Annotated in this window: 19 protein-coding genes; 9 read left to right on the top strand and 10 right to left on the bottom strand. The window is 44.0% G+C overall.

The features are described 5' to 3' along the window. Window positions 1-43: 43 nt before the first annotated feature. The 3 genes from ppx to AC27HD_RS06370 form a co-directional block, all read right to left on the bottom strand. Window positions 44-1,576, bottom strand: a complete 1,533-nt coding sequence (gene ppx, locus AC27HD_RS06380; RefSeq protein WP_032096373.1) for an exopolyphosphatase — start codon at window positions 1,574-1,576, stop codon at window positions 44-46. A gap of 16 nt (window positions 1,577-1,592) precedes the next feature. Continuing rightward, window positions 1,593-3,665 carry a polyphosphate kinase 1 gene (gene ppk1 / locus AC27HD_RS06375; RefSeq protein ID WP_487104524.1) on the bottom strand — a complete coding sequence of 691 codons (2,073 nt, stop codon included), beginning with the start codon at window positions 3,663-3,665 and terminating at the stop codon, window positions 1,593-1,595. 106 nt (window positions 3,666-3,771) lie between these two features. After that, window positions 3,772-4,278, bottom strand: a complete 507-nt coding sequence (locus tag AC27HD_RS06370) for a glycine cleavage system transcriptional repressor (RefSeq protein ID WP_487104522.1) — start codon at window positions 4,276-4,278, stop codon at window positions 3,772-3,774. A gap of 236 nt (window positions 4,279-4,514) precedes the next feature. Between AC27HD_RS06370 and AC27HD_RS06365 the strand changes: the two genes are divergently transcribed. From AC27HD_RS06365 to AC27HD_RS06345, 5 genes are all read left to right on the top strand, one after another. Next, a complete protein-coding gene (locus AC27HD_RS06365) occupies window positions 4,515-6,683 on the top strand; it encodes an ABC transporter permease subunit (protein ID WP_487104521.1) in 2,169 nt (722 codons plus the stop codon). Then, window positions 6,676-8,280: a phosphate ABC transporter permease PstA gene (pstA, locus tag AC27HD_RS06360; RefSeq protein WP_487104519.1), complete on the top strand. Its 1,605-nt coding sequence runs from the start codon at window positions 6,676-6,678 to the stop codon at window positions 8,278-8,280. Before AC27HD_RS06365 ends, pstA begins: the two co-directional genes overlap by 8 nt. A gap of 8 nt (window positions 8,281-8,288) precedes the next feature. Next, window positions 8,289-9,095, top strand: coding sequence for a phosphate ABC transporter ATP-binding protein PstB (gene pstB / locus AC27HD_RS06355; RefSeq protein WP_032096377.1), 807 nt, complete (start codon window positions 8,289-8,291; stop codon window positions 9,093-9,095). A 119-nt stretch (window positions 9,096-9,214) separates the two neighbouring features. Beyond that, window positions 9,215-9,931: a phosphate signaling complex protein PhoU gene (gene phoU, locus AC27HD_RS06350; protein ID WP_032096378.1), complete on the top strand. Its 717-nt coding sequence runs from the start codon at window positions 9,215-9,217 to the stop codon at window positions 9,929-9,931. A 322-nt stretch (window positions 9,932-10,253) separates the two neighbouring features. Then, window positions 10,254-11,522 (top strand): inorganic phosphate transporter, encoded by a 1,269-nt coding sequence (locus tag AC27HD_RS06345; RefSeq protein ID WP_032096379.1) that lies wholly within the window; start codon window positions 10,254-10,256, stop codon window positions 11,520-11,522. A gap of 166 nt (window positions 11,523-11,688) precedes the next feature. Here AC27HD_RS06345 and AC27HD_RS06340 read toward each other — a convergent pair whose 3' ends face one another. Further along, a complete protein-coding gene (locus AC27HD_RS06340) occupies window positions 11,689-12,672 on the bottom strand; it encodes a universal stress protein (RefSeq protein ID WP_032096380.1) in 984 nt (327 codons plus the stop codon). Between the two features lie 186 nt (window positions 12,673-12,858). On the opposite strand from AC27HD_RS06340, the gene AC27HD_RS06335 reads away from it, so the two are divergent. Next, a complete protein-coding gene (locus AC27HD_RS06335; protein WP_032096381.1) occupies window positions 12,859-13,767 on the top strand; it encodes a hydrogen peroxide-inducible genes activator in 909 nt (302 codons plus the stop codon). Window positions 13,768-13,889: 122 nt separating this feature from the next. Here AC27HD_RS06335 and AC27HD_RS06330 read toward each other — a convergent pair whose 3' ends face one another. Beyond that, window positions 13,890-14,429, bottom strand: a complete 540-nt coding sequence (locus AC27HD_RS06330) for a protein-tyrosine phosphatase family protein (RefSeq protein WP_487104516.1) — start codon at window positions 14,427-14,429, stop codon at window positions 13,890-13,892. A gap of 8 nt (window positions 14,430-14,437) precedes the next feature. Continuing rightward, the gene (trhA, locus tag AC27HD_RS06325) at window positions 14,438-15,094 is read right to left on the bottom strand and encodes a PAQR family membrane homeostasis protein TrhA (protein ID WP_487104514.1); all 657 of its coding nucleotides are present in this window, start codon (window positions 15,092-15,094) and stop codon (window positions 14,438-14,440) included. A 495-nt stretch (window positions 15,095-15,589) separates the two neighbouring features. Between trhA and AC27HD_RS06320 the strand changes: the two genes are divergently transcribed. Then, entirely contained in the window at window positions 15,590-15,961 is a 372-nt protein-coding gene (locus AC27HD_RS06320; protein WP_487104512.1) for a hypothetical protein, read from the top strand. A 43-nt stretch (window positions 15,962-16,004) separates the two neighbouring features. On the opposite strand, the gene AC27HD_RS06315 is transcribed toward AC27HD_RS06320, so the two are convergent. Next, window positions 16,005-17,174, bottom strand: coding sequence for a MerR family transcriptional regulator (locus AC27HD_RS06315; protein WP_487104510.1), 1,170 nt, complete (start codon window positions 17,172-17,174; stop codon window positions 16,005-16,007). A gap of 80 nt (window positions 17,175-17,254) precedes the next feature. Further along, entirely contained in the window at window positions 17,255-17,698 is a 444-nt protein-coding gene (locus AC27HD_RS06310; protein ID WP_032096384.1) for a MarR family winged helix-turn-helix transcriptional regulator, read from the bottom strand. Between the two features lie 158 nt (window positions 17,699-17,856). On the opposite strand from AC27HD_RS06310, the gene AC27HD_RS06305 reads away from it, so the two are divergent. Further along, the gene (locus AC27HD_RS06305; RefSeq protein ID WP_032096385.1) at window positions 17,857-18,285 is read left to right on the top strand and encodes an organic hydroperoxide resistance protein; all 429 of its coding nucleotides are present in this window, start codon (window positions 17,857-17,859) and stop codon (window positions 18,283-18,285) included. Window positions 18,286-18,382: 97 nt separating this feature from the next. Here AC27HD_RS06305 and AC27HD_RS06300 read toward each other — a convergent pair whose 3' ends face one another. Next, entirely contained in the window at window positions 18,383-19,606 is a 1,224-nt protein-coding gene (locus AC27HD_RS06300; RefSeq protein WP_032096386.1) for a hypothetical protein, read from the bottom strand. A gap of 547 nt (window positions 19,607-20,153) precedes the next feature. On the opposite strand from AC27HD_RS06300, the gene AC27HD_RS06295 reads away from it, so the two are divergent. After that, a complete protein-coding gene (locus AC27HD_RS06295) occupies window positions 20,154-21,986 on the top strand; it encodes a M1 family metallopeptidase (RefSeq protein WP_442853184.1) in 1,833 nt (610 codons plus the stop codon). Window positions 21,987-22,146: 160 nt separating this feature from the next. Here the strand turns inward: AC27HD_RS06295 and AC27HD_RS06290 are convergent, their stop codons facing one another. Then, entirely contained in the window at window positions 22,147-23,067 is a 921-nt protein-coding gene (locus AC27HD_RS06290) for a cation diffusion facilitator family transporter (protein ID WP_032096387.1), read from the bottom strand. Window positions 23,068-23,184 lie beyond the last annotated feature (117 nt).

Here is a 23,184-nt window from a genome sequence, read left to right as displayed (position 1 = left end):
CTAGCTATTTTCTTGATGTTAAACGCTGTAGAAAGAAACCCAGCTAGCTATTAATCAATAACTCTAAGTCTAACGCTTGCCAATGCTGGCTCTCACTGGCTAAATCAGCAGATAAAATGGGCTTTTCCTCAAGCCAACCTTCAGGAAAGCGCAACGATAATGATGATGGGTTAACGTCAATGGTCATATCTGGCAAGAATTGCTCTTGTCGTTTTAAATTAAGTAACGCCCCGAGCCTTAGCAGTGCAATAAGGCGCTTCACGGCGTTGCTGTCAAAAAGGTTAAAGCTAGGTAAGTCACTAATGCGTATTTTCTTACGATGAAAACGCACTAATGTGGCTAACAATAACTGCTGCTCTTGAGTGAAGCCGGGCATATCAACATTAGCGAGAATATAGGCACTGTGACGCTGTACGCCACGGGAATTAATTTGTATACCTACTTCGTGCAGCAGCGCTGCCCAACCCAGCATATTTTTAAAGTCTTGGCCTTTGAGCTTCCATGCTTTTTCCGCTTTTCGCAGCAGCATTAGCGAGGTATTTAACACCATGGTTGCTTGCGAGGTATCCACATCATAACGGGTTGCTAAGCTACTGGCCGTTCTTCCACGAATATCCGCGTGATGAAGCTCGTCTTCCATTTGGTAAAGCACGCCTTCGCGCAATGCCGCAGGGGAATAAACAAGTGCTTTAATATTTAAAGCCTTAAACACTGCAATTAAAATAGCGATACCACCGGCTATTACTACACGGCGATCTTCGCTTAAATTGGGAAAGTCCAGCTTATCAACATGCCCCGCATCAATGAATTGGTCCATAAGGCTACGCAAGGCTTTCAACGTAACGGGAATATCGTGTTCGTTGGTTTTGTCTTGCTGACATAGTGTGAATAAAGAGCGAATAGTCCCCGAGGTGCCAACACACTGCACCCAGCCAAGCTTGCGATACTTAACGTCTATCATCTCAAGCTCTTGAGCGGCACTGGTTATTGCTTTATTAAACGCACTGCGCTTTAGCTCGCCGTTAGCAAAAAATTTCTGGGTGTAGCTTACGCAGCCCATTTGCAAGCTTCTACAAAGTAGAGGTTTAAACCCTTTGCCAATAACAAACTCCGTTGAACCACCGCCTATATCTACCACCAGTTGCTGGCCATCAGCATGATTAGTGTGGGCAACACCGGAGTAGATTAAGCGCGCTTCTTCCACCCCGGAGATAACTTCAATGGGGTAGGGCAGCACGTCTTTTGCTGCGCGAATAAACTGTCTGGCGTTTCGCGCTTTTCGCAGGGTGTGCGTGGCCACAATTCTGACTGAATCGGGCTCGAAGCCTTTTAAACTTTCAGCAATGACTTTGAGCATGGCAAGGCCACGTTCTATGGCTTCATCAGACAAAATATTGTCGTCATCTAGCCCTTCGGCAAGTCTCACCTTCTGTTTAACGCGGTGAAGAATTTGAACAGATCCCGCTACAATTCTCGCCACGACAAGGTGAAAGCTGTTTGAGCCAATATCTAGCGCGGCGACTTTACTTACTTCCCGGGACTCTACACCGTCAAAGATGGATTCATGCTCAGTCATTAGTGATTAGGTTATCCTACAGGTTGTCTTCAAGTTGTTTAAGGTAGTCGTATATTTCTATTTGAGAGCGTACCTTTCTGCGATTACCGCGCAGTACATAATTATTCGTCTGCTCAGAGTTGATAACGCGCGCTTTCAGCGTATCGTTAAACTGCAGCTCCATAATATCAACAATGCGCTGCTGCAAGGTTCTATCGTAAACTGGGCAGCCCACTTCTATACGATTGTCCATGTTGCGTGTCATCCAATCGGCAGAAGAGATAAACACTTTTCGGTCACCGCCGCCTTCAAAAATCATCACGCGGGGGTGTTCTAAGAACCTATCCACAATAGAGATAATTTCAATGTTGTCGCTAATACCTTTAAGACCTGGGTTCAGTGAGCACATTCCGCGAACTATACCGCGAATCTTAACGCCTGCTTGGCTAGCTCGGTATAAATCGTCAATCAACTCTTTATCAACAAGGTTGTTGATTTTGAACGTTATTTGCGCATCGTGACCTTGGTTTAAATGCTGAATTTCCTGACGAATTAACGACTGGATCTTGGTTCTAGAGTTTAGCGGCGAAATTTGTAAATGCTGGAATTTATAACGGCGGTATGGGTATTGAATAAGGTCAAACACCGCTACGCCTTCGTCAGCTAATTCTTGATTGCGCGTAAACAAGCTGTAATCGGTGTATATCTTAGCGGTTTTCTCGTTAAAATTACCTGTACCAAAATGGGCGTAATTAACTAAAGTTCCACGTTCTTCTCGCGTCACAATACACAGCTTCGAGTGAATCTTAAGAGTAGGCACCCCAAGCACAACGCGAATTCCCGCCTCGGTCATTCGTTTCGACCACTCAATATTAGCTTCTTCGTCGAAACGGGCGCGTATCTCTACAACCACGGTCACTTTTTTACCGTTATCCACCGCGTCAATGAGCGAGTTAATGATGCGAGAGTTACTGGCCACTCGGTAAATATTAATGCGTATGGTGCGAACATTAGGGTCGAAAGCTGCCTGACGCAAAAATTCAGTGAAATGCAAAAAGCGGTGGTAAGGATAGTGCAATAAAATATCGTTGGCTGTAATGGCATCAAACACGGTGTTGTGTTGCGAAAATGCTTTGCTATCAATAGCCGGCAGCGGCGTATGTTCAAGGTATTCCCTGCCCACGTTGGGAAAGCCAATAAAGTCCTTAAAGTTACGATAGTGTCCCGCGGCATGCATGGTATCGAGCTTAGTAATTTTAAGGCGCTTGCGCAGGTCTTGCATCATATCGTCTGGCATGTCGGTGTCATAAATAACCCGAACCGGCTCTGCAATAAGGCGCTGCTTCATGCTTTCAGACATCTTCTCAACGTAGCTTTCGTCTATCTCATCGTTGATGGAATACTCTGCATCCCGAGTCATCTTGAATGAAAATGACTCTATCTCGTCAAACTTGATAAAACCTCGAAAGATATCTTCAAGGCAAAGCTGAATCATGTCGTCGAGCATAATAATATGCTTTTTCTTTTTACTTTTTTCTGGGGGAATAAGCATAAAGCGAGACATTTCAGTGGTAGGAACCTGAATGACTGCGAATTTCGTGTTTTTCTCTTTTCTTCTCAGGGCTACATAAAGATAAACAGACGTGCCGTTTAGCCGTTTTAAAAGGTCTGTTTTTTTATCAATAATGATAGGCGCAATGTGACGCAGCACTTTATTGATAAAAAAGTTGCGAACCCACTGCTGCTGATAATCATCTAAGTCGTTTTTACGAAGTATATGTATATTGTATCGGGCTAAACTTTTTACGACGTCTCTATGAATTTTATCGAATTTTTCTGAAAGCTGAACCACCTTCTTTTGAATCAAAGCCATTAGTGCTGTCTGACGCTCGGCTTCTTCTTCGTTGCCGTCGTTTTGTGCAATAGTGATTTGTCTTTTTACACCCGCCGCCCGTACGCGATAAAATTCATCAAGGTTGTTTGAGTAAATACCTAAAAAGCGTATACGTTCAACAGCAGGGGTGTTTTGATCGGCGGCTTCCTGCAACACGCGTTCGTTAAAAGCTAACCAACTCAGTTCCGCAGGATAATATAAAACGTTGTTATCCATAATTTCTCATTCAAGACTCAAAAAATGGTCAAAGGCTGTCATCCGTTAATTACACTTTGATGACAAGGCAATACTTGGCAATGGGTGAAACGGCGTATTCTTCACGTTAATGCGTTGCGGTGATGTCGACAACTAAGTCATTCGCCAAAGCTTCAAGGGCATCTTGCAATGCGCCATCGTCAAATTCTGCTGGTACACCAATTTCTGCTTTCGCTTTAAAAATTAAACTACCCCAGTTAGGCGCGCTTTCGCAGTGTGAGGCAAAGGTAAGTATGTTGAGGTTGAACTGATTAAGTACATTAGTCAGTTCTTGCACTATACCGGGTTTGTCATTACCCATTACTTCAACGGTATACTTAACGGCGTTGCTTTCTTGAGGTCCAAGTGCGGCTACATGTTGAACGGTGATGTCGGGTAACGCTTCAATGGCGTCTATTAAAAGCTGTTTTCCCTCTGCACTTACATGCACTTCAACAAAGCCTGTGAATAAGCCCGCCATGTGCGCAAAGCTTGATCCCAACCAGTTACCTTTGTGTGTATATATACATTTCGCAAGCGAATCGACTAACCCAGGCTTGTCTTGCCCCATTATGTTTATAACTATAGATTGCATGCAAAACTCCTTGATGAATGGCTGAGAAATAAGCTGAACGTGCTTACGCAGGCTAATGGCTTGTGTGTTAGCGCTCAATGGTTTGATTAGCGCCATAAACACACCGCCTAAAACATGTAGCACGAAAAATTTTCACTTGCTATTAGCATAACAAAACTTACACTGCTCACCAGTGCAATTTACTCCAAATTCTTCCACAGCGAAGGGTTTTTATTATATAAACACTAAAAAGTAGAATGACTCCCGATAGCGATAGCATAAACAAGAGACGCCAACGGACTGACAGACGGTCTCGCTTTTTAGTGACGGGCTTTGGCGGTCTGGTTTTGCTGACGCTGGTTATTTTAGTTTCACACCTCATAAGCCAAGCAATACCGCTTACCTACACGCCTACGCTTAAGCTAGTTGCCCACACCACCGTGCCTAACAATGAATCTATTATTAGCACTGGCGATATCTTTAACGGACAACCGCTGTTGGCAGAAAAAGCAAACTGCCGATTAGGGCTTCTCGCCTTTTCTGAAGGTAAGCTAACGAATACACAGGATTACACAAAGCCTTGTGGTCACACGCTTTCTGCTATGAGCGTAATGGGCGAAAACTTCATTATTGATATTTCACCCACAGGGCAGGTGCGTGTTATTCCTGTTCGAACCTACAATGCAGACAAATTGTTAGATAAGAAGGTAGTGCAAAGCACTCCGTCTAATACCATTGCGTTTGCGCTTCCTAAACAGGTTTGGCAGGGGCAAAAGCACTGGCAAATTCAATTATCCAATCGGTGGGTGGTGACGCAGGTTACCCTTGATAGCGGTGTTTTTGTGCGCTGGGTTAATCGCAAAGCGCCCACCACGTTTATCGATAAGCATTTTTCGGGTGTAGAACAGGTCACGCTGATGCCTGGCAGTGAAAGCATGCTGCTGCATAAAAATAACGATGTTTATCTTCATCGCCTTTACGACAAGGCTAATGCATCAGCGCCATTTATCAGCAATGTGTCTCACGAAAGCAGTGATGCATTGGTATTCCCCTTGGCCAAACAGCGTTCATTCTTTTTACACAACCTTAACACCCAAGCATTGACGCGGTGGGTATTGAGTAAAGGCAGCGAAGGCTTACACTTTCAAAAGACTTACTCAATTGTGTTAAGCGATGATGAGGTAACGCTAGATATTGCCGAGCATGCCAGCATGAATTTGATTTCAGTGCTAACGAGCAACAATACGCTATTGCTCATCAACCGAATTACTGGGGAGATAATAAGCTCTCGCCGAAGTGACACGGCTATTTCTAGTATTGACTGGCACGGTGATGTGTTAATAGGAAGAAGTAACAGTTCGGTAACGGCATGGCAGGGTAAGCACTTAAGTGGCATCACCACGTGGTCTTCTTTATTTGAGCCACAGCATTATGAAGGCTACGACACCGAGGCGACGGTATGGCAAACCACCAGTGCATCAGACTACCAAGAAGCTAAATTTAGTTTAACTCCGCTATTAATTGGCAGTTTTAAAGCATCTTTACTGGCTTTGGTTATCGCGATTCCCGTTGCCATTGGCGCGGCCATTTATACTGCTTACTTTGCAAAAGCGAGACTTCGCCACCTGTTAAAGCCGGCTATTGAGATGTTAGAGGCTATCCCCAGCGTACTCATTGGTTTTATTGCCGCTATATGGCTGTCGCCCAAGGCGGAGCAATTTCTATTTTCCGTCGCCTTCTTTATTATCTTTGTGCCAATTGCACTTATTATTGTGTCGCTGTTTCAGCGCCAAGTAGCGCAATACCTACCAAAGCGTATTCGCCACGGTAGCGAGTTGGTATTTGCCTTAGGCGGCACGTTATTACTCGCCTTTATCAGCGTGGAGTTTGCGCCTCAATTTATATTCTCCATCATGGGCGTTGATGGGTTTGCACTGTTGGCGTCGGGGTCAGACAGTCCAATTGGTAAAACAACCATTGTGGTTGCTATTGCCTTAGGGATTGCAATTTCGCCTAGTATTTATTCTTTGGCTGAAGACGCCATAAACGGGGTGCCCGAAGACTTAAAAAACGCCTCGTTTGCGCTAGGAGCAACACGGCTTCAAACGCTAATGCATGTGGTGTTACACGTATCGCTGCCTGGCATCATTGCTGCCATAATGCTGGGCTTTGGTCGCGCTTTTGGTGAAACAATGATTGTGCTCATGGTAACGGGCAATACCCCCATATCTAGCTGGGGCCTTATTGAAGGGCTAAGGGCATTAACCGCTAATTTAGCTATCGAATTACCTGAGGCTGATGTTTCATCGGCCCATTATCAAATTCTCTTTTTTACCGCCTGCATTTTGTTTGCATTCACCTTTGTGGTAAATACCATTGCCGAGGTTATGCGTCAGCGACTGGGAAGGAGAAAAGAGCATGGCTAAGCTTCGCCTTTCTGGCTTAAATGCGGTGCAGCGTCAGTCGCTGGTGATTAGTTTAACCGCCTTTTTTACTGGCCTATTGCTGATTGCCCTTATAAGCGTACTAGTGTTGATTACGGCAAGGGGCGGCGCTTATTTTTGGCCAAAACCCATCTACAGCGTTGCGCTTGCTCCCATATCCTCTCCAGAATTTGCCTCCGACCAAGTTCCACCTAAAGAAGCTGCTCCGCAGGTTGAAACTCTTTTAGCAAATGTATTCGATGATGAAGCTAAATCGGAGATTAGGCTTAAGTATGCAGACGCGCTAAACCCATACGGGGCGCAATTGTTAGTTGAGCGTGAGCGTATAAAGCGTATTGACCTGGCTAAAAACAGCGCCGAGATAAAGCTCAATGACGGACGGCAGGTAATGGCTGTGCCTGAAAATGTGGTTACGCCAGAGGGCGCCAATATTCCGCTAGCTAAATTGCCGCAAATAATGGAGTCAGTAACACTCATCTCAGATGAAATTACAAAATTAAACAAACAGTTTTTAGCGCCAATTCACGAATCACTCTCTCGCTTTGACAATCGAGATGTGGCAGCGGATGCACCAGCGCGAGAAAAACTAGTCGCTCAGTTCAATGAGTATCAACAGCGAGTTCGTTCACTTGAAACCCAGCGAGATCAATACAAGCTTGCGGTGAGCTTTGCCGACGGGCAGCCCTTTAGTATTCCGATATTTACGATTCAAAGTGTCGATTTTGTTAGTCGATTAACAGGGTTTGAGAAGTGGCAGGTAGCCATTGGTGAAGTGTTTGTGTTTCTCACTGAATCGCCTAAACAAGCGAATACGTCGGGTGGCGTGTTTCCTGCTCTATTCGGTACGGTGCTAATGGTATTTATTATGACCATTATCGTTACCCCGTTTGGCGTAATGGCGGCTATTTATTTAAGCGAATATGCGCCAAACACAGCCCTAACCACCATTATTCGCGTAAGCGTAAGCAATATGGCCGGTGTGCCTTCCATTGTGTATGGTGTGTTTGGCCTTGGCTTCTTTGTGTACACACTTGGCGGCAGTATAGACAGCCTCTTTTTTAGTGATACGCTACCTGCGCCAACCATGGGTAGCCCAGGTATATTTTGGGCGGCATTAACCATGGCGATACTCACACTTCCGGTGGTTATTGTCGCTACCGAAGAGGGACTTAGGCGGGTGCCAGAAGGACTAAAAGCGGGCAGCTATGCACTAGGTGCCACTAAAATTGAAACCATTGTACGCACGATATTGCCTATTGCTTCTCCCGGTATTATGACCGGCGTTATATTGGCTATTGCCAGAGCCGCGGGTGAGGTTGCGCCACTTATGTTGGTGGGGGCAGTAAAATTTGCGCCTGCCTTACCTATTGACGGTGAGTTTCCATTTTTACACCTCGATAGACAGTTCATGCACCTAGGTGTGTTAATTTACGATAGTGCATTTCACAGCCAAACCGATGCTAAAAGTGCATCTATGATGTTTGCCGCGTGCTTACTACTGCTGGTGGTTGTATTTGTACTTAATATTTTAGCGGTACTACTTAGAACACGCTTACGTAAACGGTATTTAAAAGGGTAAAAGCTGTCATGCTGAAGTTGTTTAAACATAATATACAGCCCGTTAGCGAATTATCGAGCGCGCAGACAGCGGTTGAGGTTAACGAACTCAACTTATGGTTTGGTGATAAGCACGTGTTAAAAGACATCACCATGCGGATCCCAAAAAACAAAGTTACGGCGTTAATAGGTCAAAGCGGGTGCGGTAAATCCACACTAATAAACTGCTTTAACCGACTGAACGACCTATATGACGGTTGTCAGTATAAGGGTGAAGTGATTATTGATGGTAAAAACATTAATAGTAAAAAAACCAACGTGTCACGGCTAAGAGCCAAAGTGGGTATGGTCTTCCAGCGGCCAAATCCATTTCCTATGAGTATTTACGAAAACGTATGCTACGGACTGAAGCTTCAAGGTGTGCGTGAAAGACGGAATTTAGACGATGCGGTAGAAAATGCATTAAAGCAGGCCGCATTGTGGGATGAAGTGAAAGACCGATTGTTTGAGCCTGCAATGACCTTATCGGGCGGTCAGCAGCAGCGATTAGTGATTGCGCGGGCTTTATCCTTAAAACCAGAAGTGTTGTTGCTTGATGAGCCAACCTCAGCCCTTGATCCGCTGACGACGCTTTTCATTGAAGAGTTGATGGAGTCGCTTAAAAAGCAATGTACGATAGTGATTGTTACTCATAATATGCAGCAAGCTGCTCGCGTTAGCGACTACACGGCTTTTTTCCATCAAGGTAAACTAGTGGAGTATGCCGATAGCGACACGCTGTTCACCATGCCTGAGAAAAAACAAACAGAAGATTACATCACGGGGCGATATGGCTAAGAACGACTTTTTTATTCCCGCTAGCCATATACGAAGAGGCGCGCTACCTTTAGTAGCTGCCTCTGTTGCATGCGTGATGTTTGCTTGTGCCACGTTTGCCGTTCACCGGAGTTACTAGAATGCGTCAAGTTGCTTTAAACAATCATATTTCGGGTACGTTTAACGTTGAATTAGAAAACTTGCGTAACTCCGTGCTAACCATGGGAGGCGAGGTAGAGCAGCAGATGGTAGATACGCTGTATGCCATTAAGCACAACCATGCGGCCATTGCTGAAAAAGTGGTGTTGAACGACTTAAAAATAAATTCTATGGAGATTCAGATAGACGAAGAATGCCTGAGAATTATTGCCAAGCGGCACCCTACGGCAAGCGATCTACGTTTAATCATGACCATTTCTAAAGCTATTACTGATATTGAGCGTATGGGTGATGAAATAGAGCGCATTGCTAAGTTGGTAACGCGAAACAAGCTTCCTTCTTCTGACACCATAAAAAGTAGTATGGTAAAAATAGGCGAACAGGTTATCGATATGATGCGCGGCACATTCGATGCTTTCGCGCGACAAGATGAGTCGGCAGCCCTTGAGGTTTATCGCCAGGACAATCAAATAGACAGTGAATACAAACGCCTGATAACGTACACCACGTCTGAAATGGAAAAAATCACCGAAGATATGCAAGATTGGCTGGACGTGCTTTGGGCATTGCGTTCACTAGAGCGCATTGGCGATAGATGTAAAAACGTTTGCGAATATGTTGTGTACCTAACACGGGGAACCGATGTGCGTCATACCTCCCTTGAAAGCATCCATCAGAAGATAGAAGATCTGACTTAATTATCTGCGTAGATGCCGCTATACCGCCCGCGTGGCGTGGCATGGCGTGTTTTTTGAAATATAGCTGTCATAAAAATGAAACATTTGATTGAATAATCAGCGTCGAGATATACTTTTACCGAATTTCGATGATTTTCGCTATGGCTTCGAAGATGATTACGTTATCATGCGCCGGAGCCGAGGACAGGTCGTGCAAAAAACGAACATTATGCTAAAACATAATCTGTCTTTAACATCACACTCTAGCCTATTTGGCTCGGGGAACTGCTACACAGTGAAGTAGCGTAAAGCCCAAATCGCATTAGCTCGGGAGCGATACTTAGTGGATTTTTTTGAAAGTTATGGCCTAATTCTAATTCTTCTTGCCGGTGGTGTAGGTTTCATCATGGCGTGGGGAATTGGAGCCAACGATGTTGCCAATGCAATGGGGACATCAGTAGGGTCAAAAGCATTAACAATAAAACAAGCAATTTTTATTGCGATGATATTTGAGTTTGCTGGCGCTTACCTCGCGGGTGGTGAGGTTACCTCTACCATACGCAAAGGAATTATCGACTCAAGCTTCTTTACAGACATACCCGAATTGCTCGTACTGGGCATGATTTCCTCGCTGTTGGCTGCTGGTATTTGGTTGGCCGTAGCATCATGGTTGGGTTGGCCTGTATCTACTACGCACTCTATTATCGGCGCAATTATCGGTTTTACTGCGGCTGGCGTGAGTATGGACGCGGTTTCGTGGGATAAAGTTGCCGGTATTGTGGGAAGCTGGGTGGTTACGCCTGCTATTTCGGGTGTCATTGCCTATCTAATATTTATGAGTGCGCATAAACTCATATTCCAAACTGCCTCTCCTTTTGAAAGTGCTAAGCGCTACGTGCCATTTTATATGGCGTTAGCGGGCTTTGTTATGTCACTCGTAACGATTAAAAAAGGGCTTAAGCACGTAGGCTTAGAAATGAGCGCGGTGAATGGATACATTCTCGCCGTGATTATCGCAGTGTTACTAGGTGTTTTAGGCAAGTGGTATATTGGCCGCATGAAGTTCAGTGGCTCTGAAGATACAGATCTACAGGCCGCAAACGTAGAAAAAGTGTTTGCACTATTAATGGTAGTGACGGCGTGTTGCATGGCATTCGCCCACGGCTCGAACGACGTAGCGAATGCTATCGGACCATTAGCGGCCGTTGTGAGTGTAGTGAGCAGTGGCGGCGAAATTAATGCAAATGCCAAGCTCGCGGTATGGATTTTACCTCTTGGTGGTTTAGGAATAGTTGCTGGTTTAGCGCTATTCGGTCATCGAGTAATAAAAACCATAGGGCAGGGGATAACTCACCTTACACCCAGCCGTGGTTTCGCAGCAGAATTGGCAGCAGCCTGTACCGTTGTTATCGCGTCAGGAACAGGTTTACCTATCTCTACCACGCAAACGCTCGTTGGTGCGGTGCTAGGTGTAGGCTTAGCGAGAGGTGTTTCTGCACTTAACCTTGGCATTGTAAGAAATATTGTAGTGTCTTGGGTTGTTACGCTTCCTGCGGGCGCCATTCTCTCAATTATCTCGTTCTACATATTAAGAGCATCGTTTGGGGTGTAAAACCAAAGCAGTGTAAATCGAGCACAAGTATGTTGGAAAGCTCGTTTAGATAGCGCGAATACACTAATTAGTGATGTGATTGTAAACGTAGAGAACACCAAAAAAGCCGCGATAAGTGAAAACTTATCGCGGCTTTTTTATACCCACGGTCATTTCGTTCAAGTACTCATTTTTTCTCAACAGAAATAGGTGTTTGAAATCCATTTGGTTTTATTCCGACAACCGCGCAATGCAGCTGATGAATAGTTTCTTCAGCGGTACCGCCCATAATAAAACCAGGCACACCAAGCCTTGCCACGGTACCCATGACAACCACATCTGCACTAACAGACGCTGCAGTGGCCGCAATTTCTCGTCTAGGATAGCCATGTACAATGTGTTTTTGCGGTTTAAGGAAATCCAGTACGTCATCGTCTAGCTCATCAGAAAGTTCGTTGAGCAGAAGAGCCAGTTCGGTATCCCGTTCCGCAAATATTTTGGCGAGGTCGTGTTCCATTCTATCGTTGTCGACGGTGATAAACCCATCTCTTGCTATGTTTTCGGGAACCGCATCGAATACATGCACAACATGCAGTTGAGCGAATTCAAGTAAGGCAATCTGACTTGCGTGACGAAGTATGTCGCGATTGAGCTCTTGGCGCACGGAGACTTCGTGTTTAGGATAGTGATAGTTCAAATCAAGTGCAGCAACCACATTCTTGTACTGGCTTTTGGGCTTGCGATCGACAACCCAAACAGGGCAGGGGCATTTTCTCAATAGGCGCATGTCTAAGCTGCCGAAAAGCTTATCTAAAAAACTCTCTTCTGCGCGCTTAATGACTAAGTCGATATTGTTATTAATGACGTAACTCACAACATTAATCAGCGGATCGCCTATCAGTACCTCGGTATCAGCATGATAATGCTGGCTCCAGTTTTTAGACTGCTCAGTTAGCCACTGTTGAGCCTGGGTTTCCATACCCTGTTGAGATTCAATATAAGAAAACGACTCCATGATCATATTGGCATTTGGCGGAAGCGCCTCTAGTGCAAGCACAATGGTGATATTCGCCTGATGGGTTTTAGCAATGTGAAGTGCTTGTGCCACCGTATCATCCTGACGATGAGAGTCGCCTAGTACACAGAGAATGTTTTTGTAGTGTCCCTTCATAGTGGCCTCATTAGCATGTGGTTGTTGTGTTTACCGAATACGCTTTCACTTTATCCTAAACCCAGAATGTCTTGCTTGCCAGTGTGAAAGTAAGAATTCTTCATGACGTTTTCGGGTTTTTAATGTGATACACGTAATCCTTATGCTAGATTAAGAACCATATTATTAATCAATTATGAGATGAGTATGAAGTGGCCAAACCTTAAGCATTTACACTACCTTGTAACCCTGCATCAAGAGCAGCATTTCCATCGTGCCGCTCAGCGTTGCAACGTGAGCCAATCAACATTGAGTACTGCCATCCAAAACCTCGAAGAGCACTTCGGTAGCCAGCTTCTAGAGCGCGAACATAAAACGTTTGTGTTTACCTCGCTAGGGTTAGACATTGTGGAGCGCAGTAAGTTAATACTGCAAGAAGCAGGTGAACTGGTTGAATACGCGCAAAATGCGGGCAATTGGCAACGAGGTACCATAAAGCTAGGGGTTATTCCTACTATTGCACCCTTTCTCTTTGAAGGAATGTTGGGAGCTTTTAAGGCGTTTCTGCCAGAAATTAACCTAGAGATGCAGGAAGACACTACGGAGAAGCTGCTTCAGCAGTTAACAGACGGTAGGTTAGATTTACTTATTCTGGCATTGCCTATGGAAACCCCAGGGTGCAAGCAAATGGTGCTAGGGCACGACCCATTTCACCTTATCGCCCATGAAGACATGATGCCGGCCTTACCGAATCCTGTTGATATATCGTCACTGCCTAAGAAAAGTATTTTCTTACTTCAACAAGAGCATTGTATGACGGGGCATGCGGTAAGCGCCTGTAACTTACAGCACAGCGACCAAATAAGCAGTGTCGCCGCGAGTAGCCTGTATACCTTAGTACAATTAGCAAATAGCAAAATGGGGTATACCTTTTTACCAGAGCTGGCGATTAACCAGTCTATTTTAGAGCACACTGGGCTTCAAAGTTATCCTGCTGAGGAAAAAGGCTTCAGGGAAATAGGCCTTGTATGGCGCTCTGGTACCACTCGCATGCAGCTGTTTCGACGTATTGGTGAAATTGTTTCACCATTATTGCCAATACCGACGCTCAAATAATAGAGCAAGCAAACACTTAATAGCGCAAATATTAGAAAGATGATCTTAGAAGAATAATCTTAGAACGATGATCTTAGGAAGTTAATGCAGAGCCATCAGCTGCTAGGTGGCTCTATTTAACATTAGATATGCGGAGCTGAATGACCGAGTTCGGCAGCCCACGTAAGCTCAGAGCGTGATAAGTTGTTTGCCGCATTTCGACCAAAGCTATGCAGGGCATTGTAAGCGCTGTTTGATGGAATGCCCACGTAGTGGCAAAGTGCGTAAAAGAGTAGGCTACAGCGATGCTGAGAGCCATCGCAGTGCAAATAAATACTGGCACCTTCAGATAACATTTTTGATAGCTCATGGAGGTAATGATGTAAGTGAACATCATCGGTTGGCGACTGAGATGAAGGATGACTAAAGGGCACCCACAACCATTCCAAACCATTTTCCAATGCGCTGTCTCGAACATTTGGGGCTTGTTCTTCACCGGTTTGAACCGTTGCCACATGAGTCACACCTAAGCTCTTTAATGCACTATAGGCCTCGGCAACGGGCTTCTTGCCCAAACAGATCTTGCCCGCTTTCAGTGAGAACCAGGCGATGGCGGGCGACCTATCATTAGTGATATTGCCAGTAGTGCCAGTAATGTTAGTCTCAGTTTCAGTTGTATTCACAGCGAGCGTTAAACCACAAAATAATAAATTGAAAAATAATGGCAACCACATCCGCCTATAACGAATACGTGCCATATAGCATGGGTGTATTTTACCTTTTTTGCCACGTAAAAACAGACGCCCACGCTGAAACAAAGTCCCCCTGCTACGAGTAGCCACAATCCAGCTCCAGGTAATGCCATATAAAGAGGATAAATAAGTCCAATGGCTATCCAGCCCATAAGCAGATACGTCATAACAGACACTTTTGGAAAGCGATGCTGCGCCACTAGCTTAAAGGCGACGCCGCCAAATGCAAGGCTCCAGATAACCCCGGTCATAACCATACCTAACGCGCCGCCTATAGACACTAAAAGCAAAGGTGTGTAAGTGCCCGCTATCAATAAATATATTGCGCTGTGGTCGAAAAGCTTAAGCCATTCTTTGGCTTTATGATGTGAAGTAGCATGGTAAAGAGTAGAGCTTAAAAACATCAGAATAAGGGTAGTGCCATAAATTGCTACGGTAACTAGGGCAAGCGTACCTTCAGCTCGGTAGAGTAAAAACACTAAGCCAACAATGGCAGCAACCAAACCGACGCCGTGACTAATACTATTAAGCCATTCCTCTATTATCGAGTAAGCCCTTGCGGGTATGCTTTCAAGTTGGTCTCGCATTTCTGACATGACTAATCCTATCACGTGTTTGTCGTCATTTTTGTGAATTTCAGTGAACAAGTGTTCGCTGAAATAATGATAGCAGAAAACGGGCTGATATTGACACTAGTTTTCAACTTTCTAAAGACTACTTCTTACGCTTTTCGTTCAGAGCTGACCGCCCCGCCTATCAAAGCCGCCTTTACAGCTCGGTAGGTTATATTTTACTCGGTGCTTTTTACGCCCTCTTGTGTAGAAACTTCCAATATCAACACAGTTACCTTGCTCCTATTTTAATAAATATCTGATTTTAATGATTTTTTACTCTTGGTTCGAAACCTGCAACAACTAGGGAACAATGGGTTGATAACTCATAAAAGTTAACCAAACAATTTACAGTTTCAGCACCACTACTGATGCAACGTAATAGGTGTTTTGTCGCAAGAGTTTAAACCAGCGATGGCAAAAAGTTATAAAGCCAAAAATTGTAGCGCTGAAACAGAAGCCAGAAACAAGGAGCAATAAATGTCTTTTCTAAAATGGATTTCTTCAGGAATAGTCGTGTCGTTACTCATCGTTATGATAGGAGTAGTAGGCAATGGAAATACCTTTGTAAGTCAGGCGACTGCTGAGGATAATGCAAAGCCTTATCATACAGACATTACGGATGTGGAAGAGACTTACACCAGCATGGAATTTAACGTAAATAGAAAAACTCATCTATTACGTAAAACTCGAATTGAATTTTATCTTGCGCAAGCGAAACAGGCTGATAAGCGTGGGTGGGATCACCAACGCAAAGACATCATGAGAAGAGTAGAAAACATTTTAGCGCATCACTTAACGCAATATGCGCAAGAAGTTGATGCTGAAATGTCGCAGTATACCTCTGCTTGATAGGCGCAAGCGGCGTTTCGTTTGAAACGCCGTAGACAAAGCTTCAACACTTTTCTGCTATGAAAAATTGGTAGCCAAATTCGCCAAGGTGAGATTTAAACAACGCTACTTCGTTTTGAATATCGACAACTGCTTGTGAACCAGCCAGTGTAGGGCCAACCTCATTTAACCGCTGTTCAAGTGGCTCATAATAGTTTTTCCACGCTTGTTCAGACAGAGTAAAGGTATGCTGTAGTTTGTATCCAGCCTTTTCTATCTGTAACTTTCGAGTATCAACAGTTTGCATATCTGGGTAGTCACTTTTCCAATGCTTAATCGCTTCTTTGCTTGGGGTCTCTGTCAACCAAACTAAATCACTAAACACCAACGCACCATCTTCCGAGATGAGCGATTTCCATTTCTCTAACGTGTTCTCTATGCCCATTACATAGGCCGAGGCTTCAGCCCAAATTACGTCAAACTTCTCTTCGCCAAAGCTTAATTCCGTCATGCTAATACATTGGGTTGATACTCGCTCGCCCATGTTATTTTGCTTTATTTTATCTTCTACTTCATCCAAGGCACTTTGTTCATTATCCGTCGCTACAATGTGTGCATCGCATAATCTAGCCAAGAGCATGGTTGAATTACCCTTGCCGCAACCAATCTCTAAAATTTTTCTAGGATTAATACTAAGTGTTTGAAACGCTCTCACAGTGTCAGACTCGCTGTTCGGCCCCCACGATTCGAGGGGTTCATATACGTTCATGAAATCTTGCATATACTTGTCATGTTCATTCATGTCTTTTGATAACCATTTGACCCTTAGAGCTTGCTTCTCATCAAACCCTTGAATTTTTAACCAGTCTATATGTGCATCTGGCGCTACATCAGCAAGTATTTGGTGCCACGATCTACTGCTTCTTTCACCTAACAGGGAAGACAACAACGCCAACGACGTCTGTTTTCGGCTGATCTCTTGCGTTAGCTCGTCATAGCGAGATTTAAGAACAGACCTATCCAACTTACTTTCAAGGCAAGATTTACATTCAGCCAACGTCAATCCGCCGCTTTGTAGCTGTTGAATTAAGCGAACTTGTTGTATGTCTCTATCGCTATATACTCGATAGCCATTTCCTAACCTCTTGCCGCAAATCAAATTAAGCTTTTCGTAGTAAAGTAAGGTGGTTCTCGATAAACCTACCAATGCACCTAACTCAGAAATACGATACACGTATAACTCCATACATTTTTAATGCGACGTTGAATGTAAACTATATAGTTATAGACAGGTCAAGAATCAATTTTCATTCTCTATCTTTGTTCGTCAGCGTTAAAGCAGCTACCAAGTTTGTCTAGTAAGTAACGAAGCTGCACGCTTTCTTCATGGCTCATGCCTTTTAATTTGCACAGCATCTGCGAGGGTACGTCTTGGGCTATTTGCTTTTTCGATTTACCTTCCTCGGTGAGCATTACTCGTTTAACTCGCTTGTCGTGTTCGTCTTTTTCAATAGTGAGGAATTGTTTTTCATTCAGCTTTTTAAGAATGAGCGTCATAGCTCCACCATCAATCGCGGTGCGCTCTAATAGTTCGGCAATGGTGATGTTATTCGCTTCCCACAAAGCCATAAGCGTAATGTACTGTGGATAAGTAATATCCAGCGCCTTCAACAGCGGCCTGTAAGCACGTGTAAATGCATTTGAAAGCGTATAAAAGCGATGACAAAGCTGATTTTCTAATTTTAATAATTCAGACACAGGCAACTCCAATTCAATAGTAGTTTTATATTTTGTATGCAAAGTACTTGAACTTCAAGCCGGGATAGTGTTATTTTACTTTGCATGCAAAGTAAGTGTGGCTAACTAAAGTCTTCGCTTACTGTTTTGCAATTTTCTTTTTAACAACGGAGTTTATGATGCATACATTACAACAGGTCGTTTATACCGGTACAGCAACGGCAACAGGCGGAAGAGAAGGTACGGCAAAGTCTAGTGACGGCAAACTTGAGCTTGGACTTTCTACACCAAAAGAACTTGGCGGCGCAGGTGGGCAGGGGACAAACCCTGAGCAAATGTTTGCAGCAGGGTACTCAGCCTGCTTCATCGGTGCACTGAAGCACGTTGCTGCTTCACAAAAAATTAAATTGTCAGACGATATTAGCGTAACTGGCGATGTGTCTATTGGGCCTATCGAACAAGGCTTTGCCATTGCCGTTAAGCTTACCGTTGACCTTGGTGATGTGGAAACAGACAAAGCGCAGGCGCTAGTAGATGCAGCGCACCAAGTGTGCCCGTACTCAAATGCAACTCGCGGCAATATTGAAGTAGAGATAGCGCTAGCTTAAAGAGTTGAAGTGCTATTTTTAAGTGAATTAATAAAACTCTAAAATTGGCGTTTAAATGCGGGTAGGGCACAATATGCCTCTACCCGCAAAAATTACCTTACGATGTTTGCAAGGTTTGAATAGGCTCAATATCAACAGTATTGTTTTTGATAAAAGACTCAATATCATCAATTTTTTCTTTGCTAAACCCTAATCGAGCTTCAATACCAGTAGTACCGTTTGCATTTTCAATGACATCGAATTCGTTGACACCTAACACACGAGAAAATGCAGTGTGTACTTGGTTGTTGTTGATATCGACAATTTTGATTTTGGTAGATGTGCGGTATATCGCAAGCGGACCATCCTGAGTTTGCACCCAATTAATCGACCAGTAATAGTGACTATAATTTGGTAGACCTAGCTCAGTGTAAAGTGACTCGCGGAAGTCAACGTTCTCGCACTTGTTTATTACCGAGTTCTGGCGAGTACAATTTGAGTGCTCTGCAATTTCCTTTCCGCCTAAGCCAACATCCATAGGCACAATAGTTTGGCCGTCAAGGCTAACTAGCACGTAGTCGTCGAGTTTATTAAGTCCAAACGTACTTCCCATTTCCTTGAAGGTATCAAGTAGTCCGCCGACATCATCGTTCTTGTTGCGAGCATTCTTTTCTAAAAGAATAAACCCTGTCGATGCCGCATCTCCATTTTGATATTTGGCAATGTGATAGTTATCAAGGAGGGAAATAGACTTCACATTATTGTCGCCTATGGTATAGCGGAATGCAGAGCCAGGGCGGCCCACTATAAAGCCATCAGACGTAGGAATAACGTTGTTCCCAGGAATGGTCTTCCCGGTTACTGTTTTCACTTCAAATTGGTTGCCACGTTTTAAAACAGTAGCAATTTTAACGGGCGCCTCTTGTGAATTAGCCTTATGGTACTTTAATGAAAAAGAGCCGTTAAAGTTTTTCACAGCATAAGTAAATTCGCCAGTAAAACGATTCCCGCCAAAGTTAGCCACTTGGCCTTCAAAGTCGTTAAATATTGTGTTGTTTATTAGGATCCCGTCTTTTTCGCGATAAAAGATTGCAGGTCCACCACTTAAATCTATTTTTTGCTTTTGTGCTAAAAGCTCATTCTCACTAATTACAATTTCTGGCTCGACAGTTTCTTGAGCTTGTGTGGCTGCGCCGCCAGGCATGGTAGAACTTTGAAGTCGAGCCAAAAAGGCTTGTTGCATTTGACTTGCCATTGCCTGTTCTTCTGGGGTCATGGGTGTGCTGCCACAAGCAGTGAGAAGCGTTGCTGAGATAAGTGATGTTAAGAGTTTTGCTTTCATTAGTATTTTCTCTATAGAGTGCTTCTTATTGCAATTATTAGCGCTGAAGCTTTTTATATGGAAGCAAAGGTATAGACGTACAGAAACTATGACCCTGCAATCCTGCAGTGAAATAAGTTTTAAAGAATGGTCGCATATCCTTTGCTCCCGTTATTAGAAAATATTAGATAGGAAATATCAAACTTAAATTAAAAATAGTCTATTTTTTAGTCTCTTAGGTGCTATTTGTATTGAAAATGCTCTCCAGTGAACAACTTCTCTAGACCCTATTGTTTATTTATCGCTCCTGAAGTCTCGACTTGCTACTATGACCATGTAGAACGAACTCTTAGACAGAATTGCCCAAACTTATAAAGAAATAGAACGAGCTAGAAAGAACTATAAAGGAAGAAGCATGAACCAACATGGGAACCACACTATGAGCTACTGCAAAATGCTAGCTACGCTAATTTGTGTACCAGCACTTTTTGCGTGCAGCGATTCCACAACTGAGCCTTCAAGTAAGGCCGACGCTAGCGCTGCCATGAAAGACGTTGTAAACAAAAATATGGGAAACAAGGCGGCAGAAGACAACGCTAGAGCAGAAATTACAGAGGGGTCATCTGACATGGCCTCAGGCGTTGATTATCATTCATTCTCTAATCCCGATGAAGTACGGGTAACGCATTTGGCGTTAGATCTTAGCGCTAATTTTGATACTCAGCAGTTATCAGGAAGTGCAACGCTCAAGGTAGAGCGCACCGACCCAAAATACAATGAGCTTGTTCTTGATACTCGCGCTCTTAAAATTGAAACTGTTACCGTAAATGGTGAGGCAGTTCCCTTTACTTTAGGCGAAACCGATGTTGACCTAGGAACGCCTCTTTCCATCTCGTTACCCGAGAACGCCAATCAAGTTACCGTGAACTATTCCACATCACCAAGTGCGTCAGGCGTTCAGTGGCTCACACCAGCACAAACTGCAGGTAAAAAGCATCCGTTCTTATTTACTCAAGCACAGGCCGTTCACGCCCGAAGCTTTATACCATTGCAAGACTCCCCGCAAGTGCGTGTGACTTATGAGGCCACCATTAAAACACCGCCAAGCTTATTGGCAGTAATGAGCGCAGCAAACGATCCTCAAACACAGCGCGATGGTGAATACACCTTTACCATGCCGCAACCTATTCCTTCTTACCTTATTGCATTAGCCATTGGCGATCTGCAGTTTAAGGCCATGGGGGAGAGAACAGGGGTGTATGCCGAACCTGCGCTTCTTGAAAGTGCAGCTAAAGAATTTGAAGACACCGAAGCAATGCTCGAAGTCACTGAAGAGACTTACGGCCCTTATCAATGGGACAGATACGATCTTCTCATTTTACCGCCATCGTTTCCCTTTGGCGGCATGGAAAACCCTCGTCTCTCGTTTATCACTCCAACTGTGATCGCGGGTGACAAAAGTCTAGTGTCTCTTATTGCACATGAGTTAGCTCATAGCTGGTCTGGAAATACAGTTACCAACGCTACATGGCGTGATTTGTGGTTAAACGAAGGCTTTACCACCTATTTAACCTATCGCATCATGGAAATGATTTATGGTCATGAGCGGTTTAAGAAGGAGGCCGTGCTAGGCTATCAAGACTTGCAAAACGATATCGCTGCGCTAGAACAAAACGATGAAATTCTTGCTATCGATTTACGTGGTCGTAACCCTGACGATGTATTTTCAAATATCCCTTACGAAAAAGGCGCGCTTTTTCTTCGAGAATTAGAGCAAAAAGTAGGGCGCGAGAATTTTGATGCATTTTTAATGCAGTACTTCGAAGACTTTGCATTCAAAAGCATCACTACAGATACCTTTATCGACTATTTGGACGAAACGCTACTTAAGCAATATCCAGAAAAGTTGGACGCTGAGCGTATTCAGCAGTGGATTTTTGAACCTGGTATTCCTGAGGGCGCACCAAAGCCTGAGTCTGATGCTTTTGTTAATATCGATAAGGTACGCGGCGAATGGCTAGCAAATACCACTAAGGCAAGTGCCATTGACACTGCGCAATGGACCGTGCATGAATGGTTATACTTCCTTAACAATATGCCCGAGTCGTTAACCGACAAGCAGCTTGTCGAATTAGACAGTGCGTTTTCGCTAACAGAAACGCAAAACAACGAAATTGCCCACAGCTGGCTGATGATTGCGGTAGCCAATGAATACAAGCCAGCATACGAGCGTTTGTACAGCTATCTGGTTAGCATTGGCCGAAACAAACTGGTTAAGCCGCTTTATCGCTCGCTTTCGCAAACACCAGAAGGTAAAGCATTTGCGAAAAAAGCATTTGAAGAGGCAAAGCCTGGCTACCATCCATTAACGATAAGAGCTAACGAAGGTTTTGTTAACTAAGCGCTTTATGAGTAATGTTTTAAAGAGTGAGTAGGTAAAGCCTGTTCTCTCAGAATATACGCCATATAAAGGCCCTATCAACTTTAGTTGGTAGGGCTTTTTTATGTAGCTTTATTGTACTGTATTGGTTGTAGCCGTCGCGTGAAAAAGAGTAGCTTGGCTAATCAGCTAACGCTGGATTAGCGATAAACAATATATCCATAATAATGGCTGGATCCCATTGTCGCATGGCGGTCTCACTGGCTATGCGGATATCGTCTAACTCACTAATCGTGGCAACGGAAAACGATTTATCAACAATAATATGCACGAGTAAATAAATGTCTCTTCCGCTTTTACTTATCCGTACTTCAACATGTTGATAGGGCACTGCAATCAAGGTTTGCTTTAAACGCTTTTCAATGACGGCAGTTACCGACTCTGGTGGCGCTTTATTGATAACTTCTTTCAGGCTGTTAAGCATGATTTTAAAAGGCACTGGCAATATCGCGAGTCCTAATATTATTAGCAAAACGGGGTCGACAAAGGAGGCATACTCAGCAAAACGGGTTTGCTCAATACCATACGCAGTGGCAAACCCTAATAGAATGGAAGCACTCAATACGCCATCTACAAACCAAGTGTGAGCTTCTACCGCCACTAAATCTGAACGCAAGGGCTTGCTTTGATACTTCATGTAGCCAGACACAGCAAAGCACGCAGTAGTAGCAATAACACCGTAAATTATTGCATAACCATACTCAGCCTTTATTCCGCCGTCTGTGAGGCTACCAATAGCCCCCACAACGGCATATAAGCATGTGGCAATGATAACAATGGATTTGAATAAGTTTAACGTAGGCTCTATGGCCGTATAGCCGAAATGAAAACGGTCGTCATCGGGCAGTTGCACCAAATTTGCTACTTTCAGCGTGAGCAACGACATGAAAAAGGCAATGAGTGAGTATGCGCCGTCAAACAGGATGGCGGCTGAATGGGTAATAAAGGCAAAGCCAAGTGCGATAAATACAAACAAACCCGCTACGTAAAACGATACACGTAGTAAGGTTTTTTCTTTAGTGTGGTGAAAACCTATGGCCATTTTCGGCTCAAAGACTCAAGTGTTAATATTCGGCGGATAATACGCTTGTTTTGAAAATAAGATAGCGAATTTATGGTGGGTAACGAATAATTTTTTTAAGGCTGGATGTCACCTATA

Source organism: Alteromonas sp. 4NS20-0143 (genome assembly GCF_057542855.1).
Note: the sequence above shows the minus strand (reverse complement) of the source record. Positions and strands in the feature narration are given on the sequence as shown.

Bases quoted from the DNA above. Each gene is read 5' to 3' on its own strand.
- AC27HD_RS06365 (WP_487104521.1), top strand. From the start codon at position 4,515: ATGACTCCCGATAGCGATAGCATAAACAAGAGACGCCAACGGACTGAC.
- AC27HD_RS06370 (WP_487104522.1), bottom strand. From the start codon at position 4,278: ATGCAATCTATAGTTATAAACATAATGGGGCAAGACAAGCCTGGGTTA.
- AC27HD_RS06295 (WP_442853184.1), top strand. From the start codon at position 20,154: ATGGGAAACAAGGCGGCAGAAGACAACGCTAGAGCAGAAATTACAGAG.
- AC27HD_RS06320 (WP_487104512.1), top strand. From the start codon at position 15,590: ATGTCTTTTCTAAAATGGATTTCTTCAGGAATAGTCGTGTCGTTACTC.
- AC27HD_RS06300 (WP_032096386.1), bottom strand. From the start codon at position 19,606: ATGAAAGCAAAACTCTTAACATCACTTATCTCAGCAACGCTTCTCACT.
- pstA (WP_487104519.1), top strand. From the start codon at position 6,676: ATGGCTAAGCTTCGCCTTTCTGGCTTAAATGCGGTGCAGCGTCAGTCG.
- AC27HD_RS06290 (WP_032096387.1), bottom strand. From the start codon at position 23,067: ATGGCCATAGGTTTTCACCACACTAAAGAAAAAACCTTACTACGTGTA.
- phoU (WP_032096378.1), top strand. From the start codon at position 9,215: ATGCGTCAAGTTGCTTTAAACAATCATATTTCGGGTACGTTTAACGTT.
- trhA (WP_487104514.1), bottom strand. From the start codon at position 15,094: ATGTCAGAAATGCGAGACCAACTTGAAAGCATACCCGCAAGGGCTTAC.
- ppx (WP_032096373.1), bottom strand. From the start codon at position 1,576: ATGACTGAGCATGAATCCATCTTTGACGGTGTAGAGTCCCGGGAAGTA.
- ppk1 (WP_487104524.1), bottom strand. From the start codon at position 3,665: ATGGATAACAACGTTTTATATTATCCTGCGGAACTGAGTTGGTTAGCT.
- pstB (WP_032096377.1), top strand. From the start codon at position 8,289: ATGCTGAAGTTGTTTAAACATAATATACAGCCCGTTAGCGAATTATCG.
- AC27HD_RS06305 (WP_032096385.1), top strand. From the start codon at position 17,857: ATGCATACATTACAACAGGTCGTTTATACCGGTACAGCAACGGCAACA.
- AC27HD_RS06340 (WP_032096380.1), bottom strand. From the start codon at position 12,672: ATGAAGGGACACTACAAAAACATTCTCTGTGTACTAGGCGACTCTCAT.
- AC27HD_RS06335 (WP_032096381.1), top strand. From the start codon at position 12,859: ATGAAGTGGCCAAACCTTAAGCATTTACACTACCTTGTAACCCTGCAT.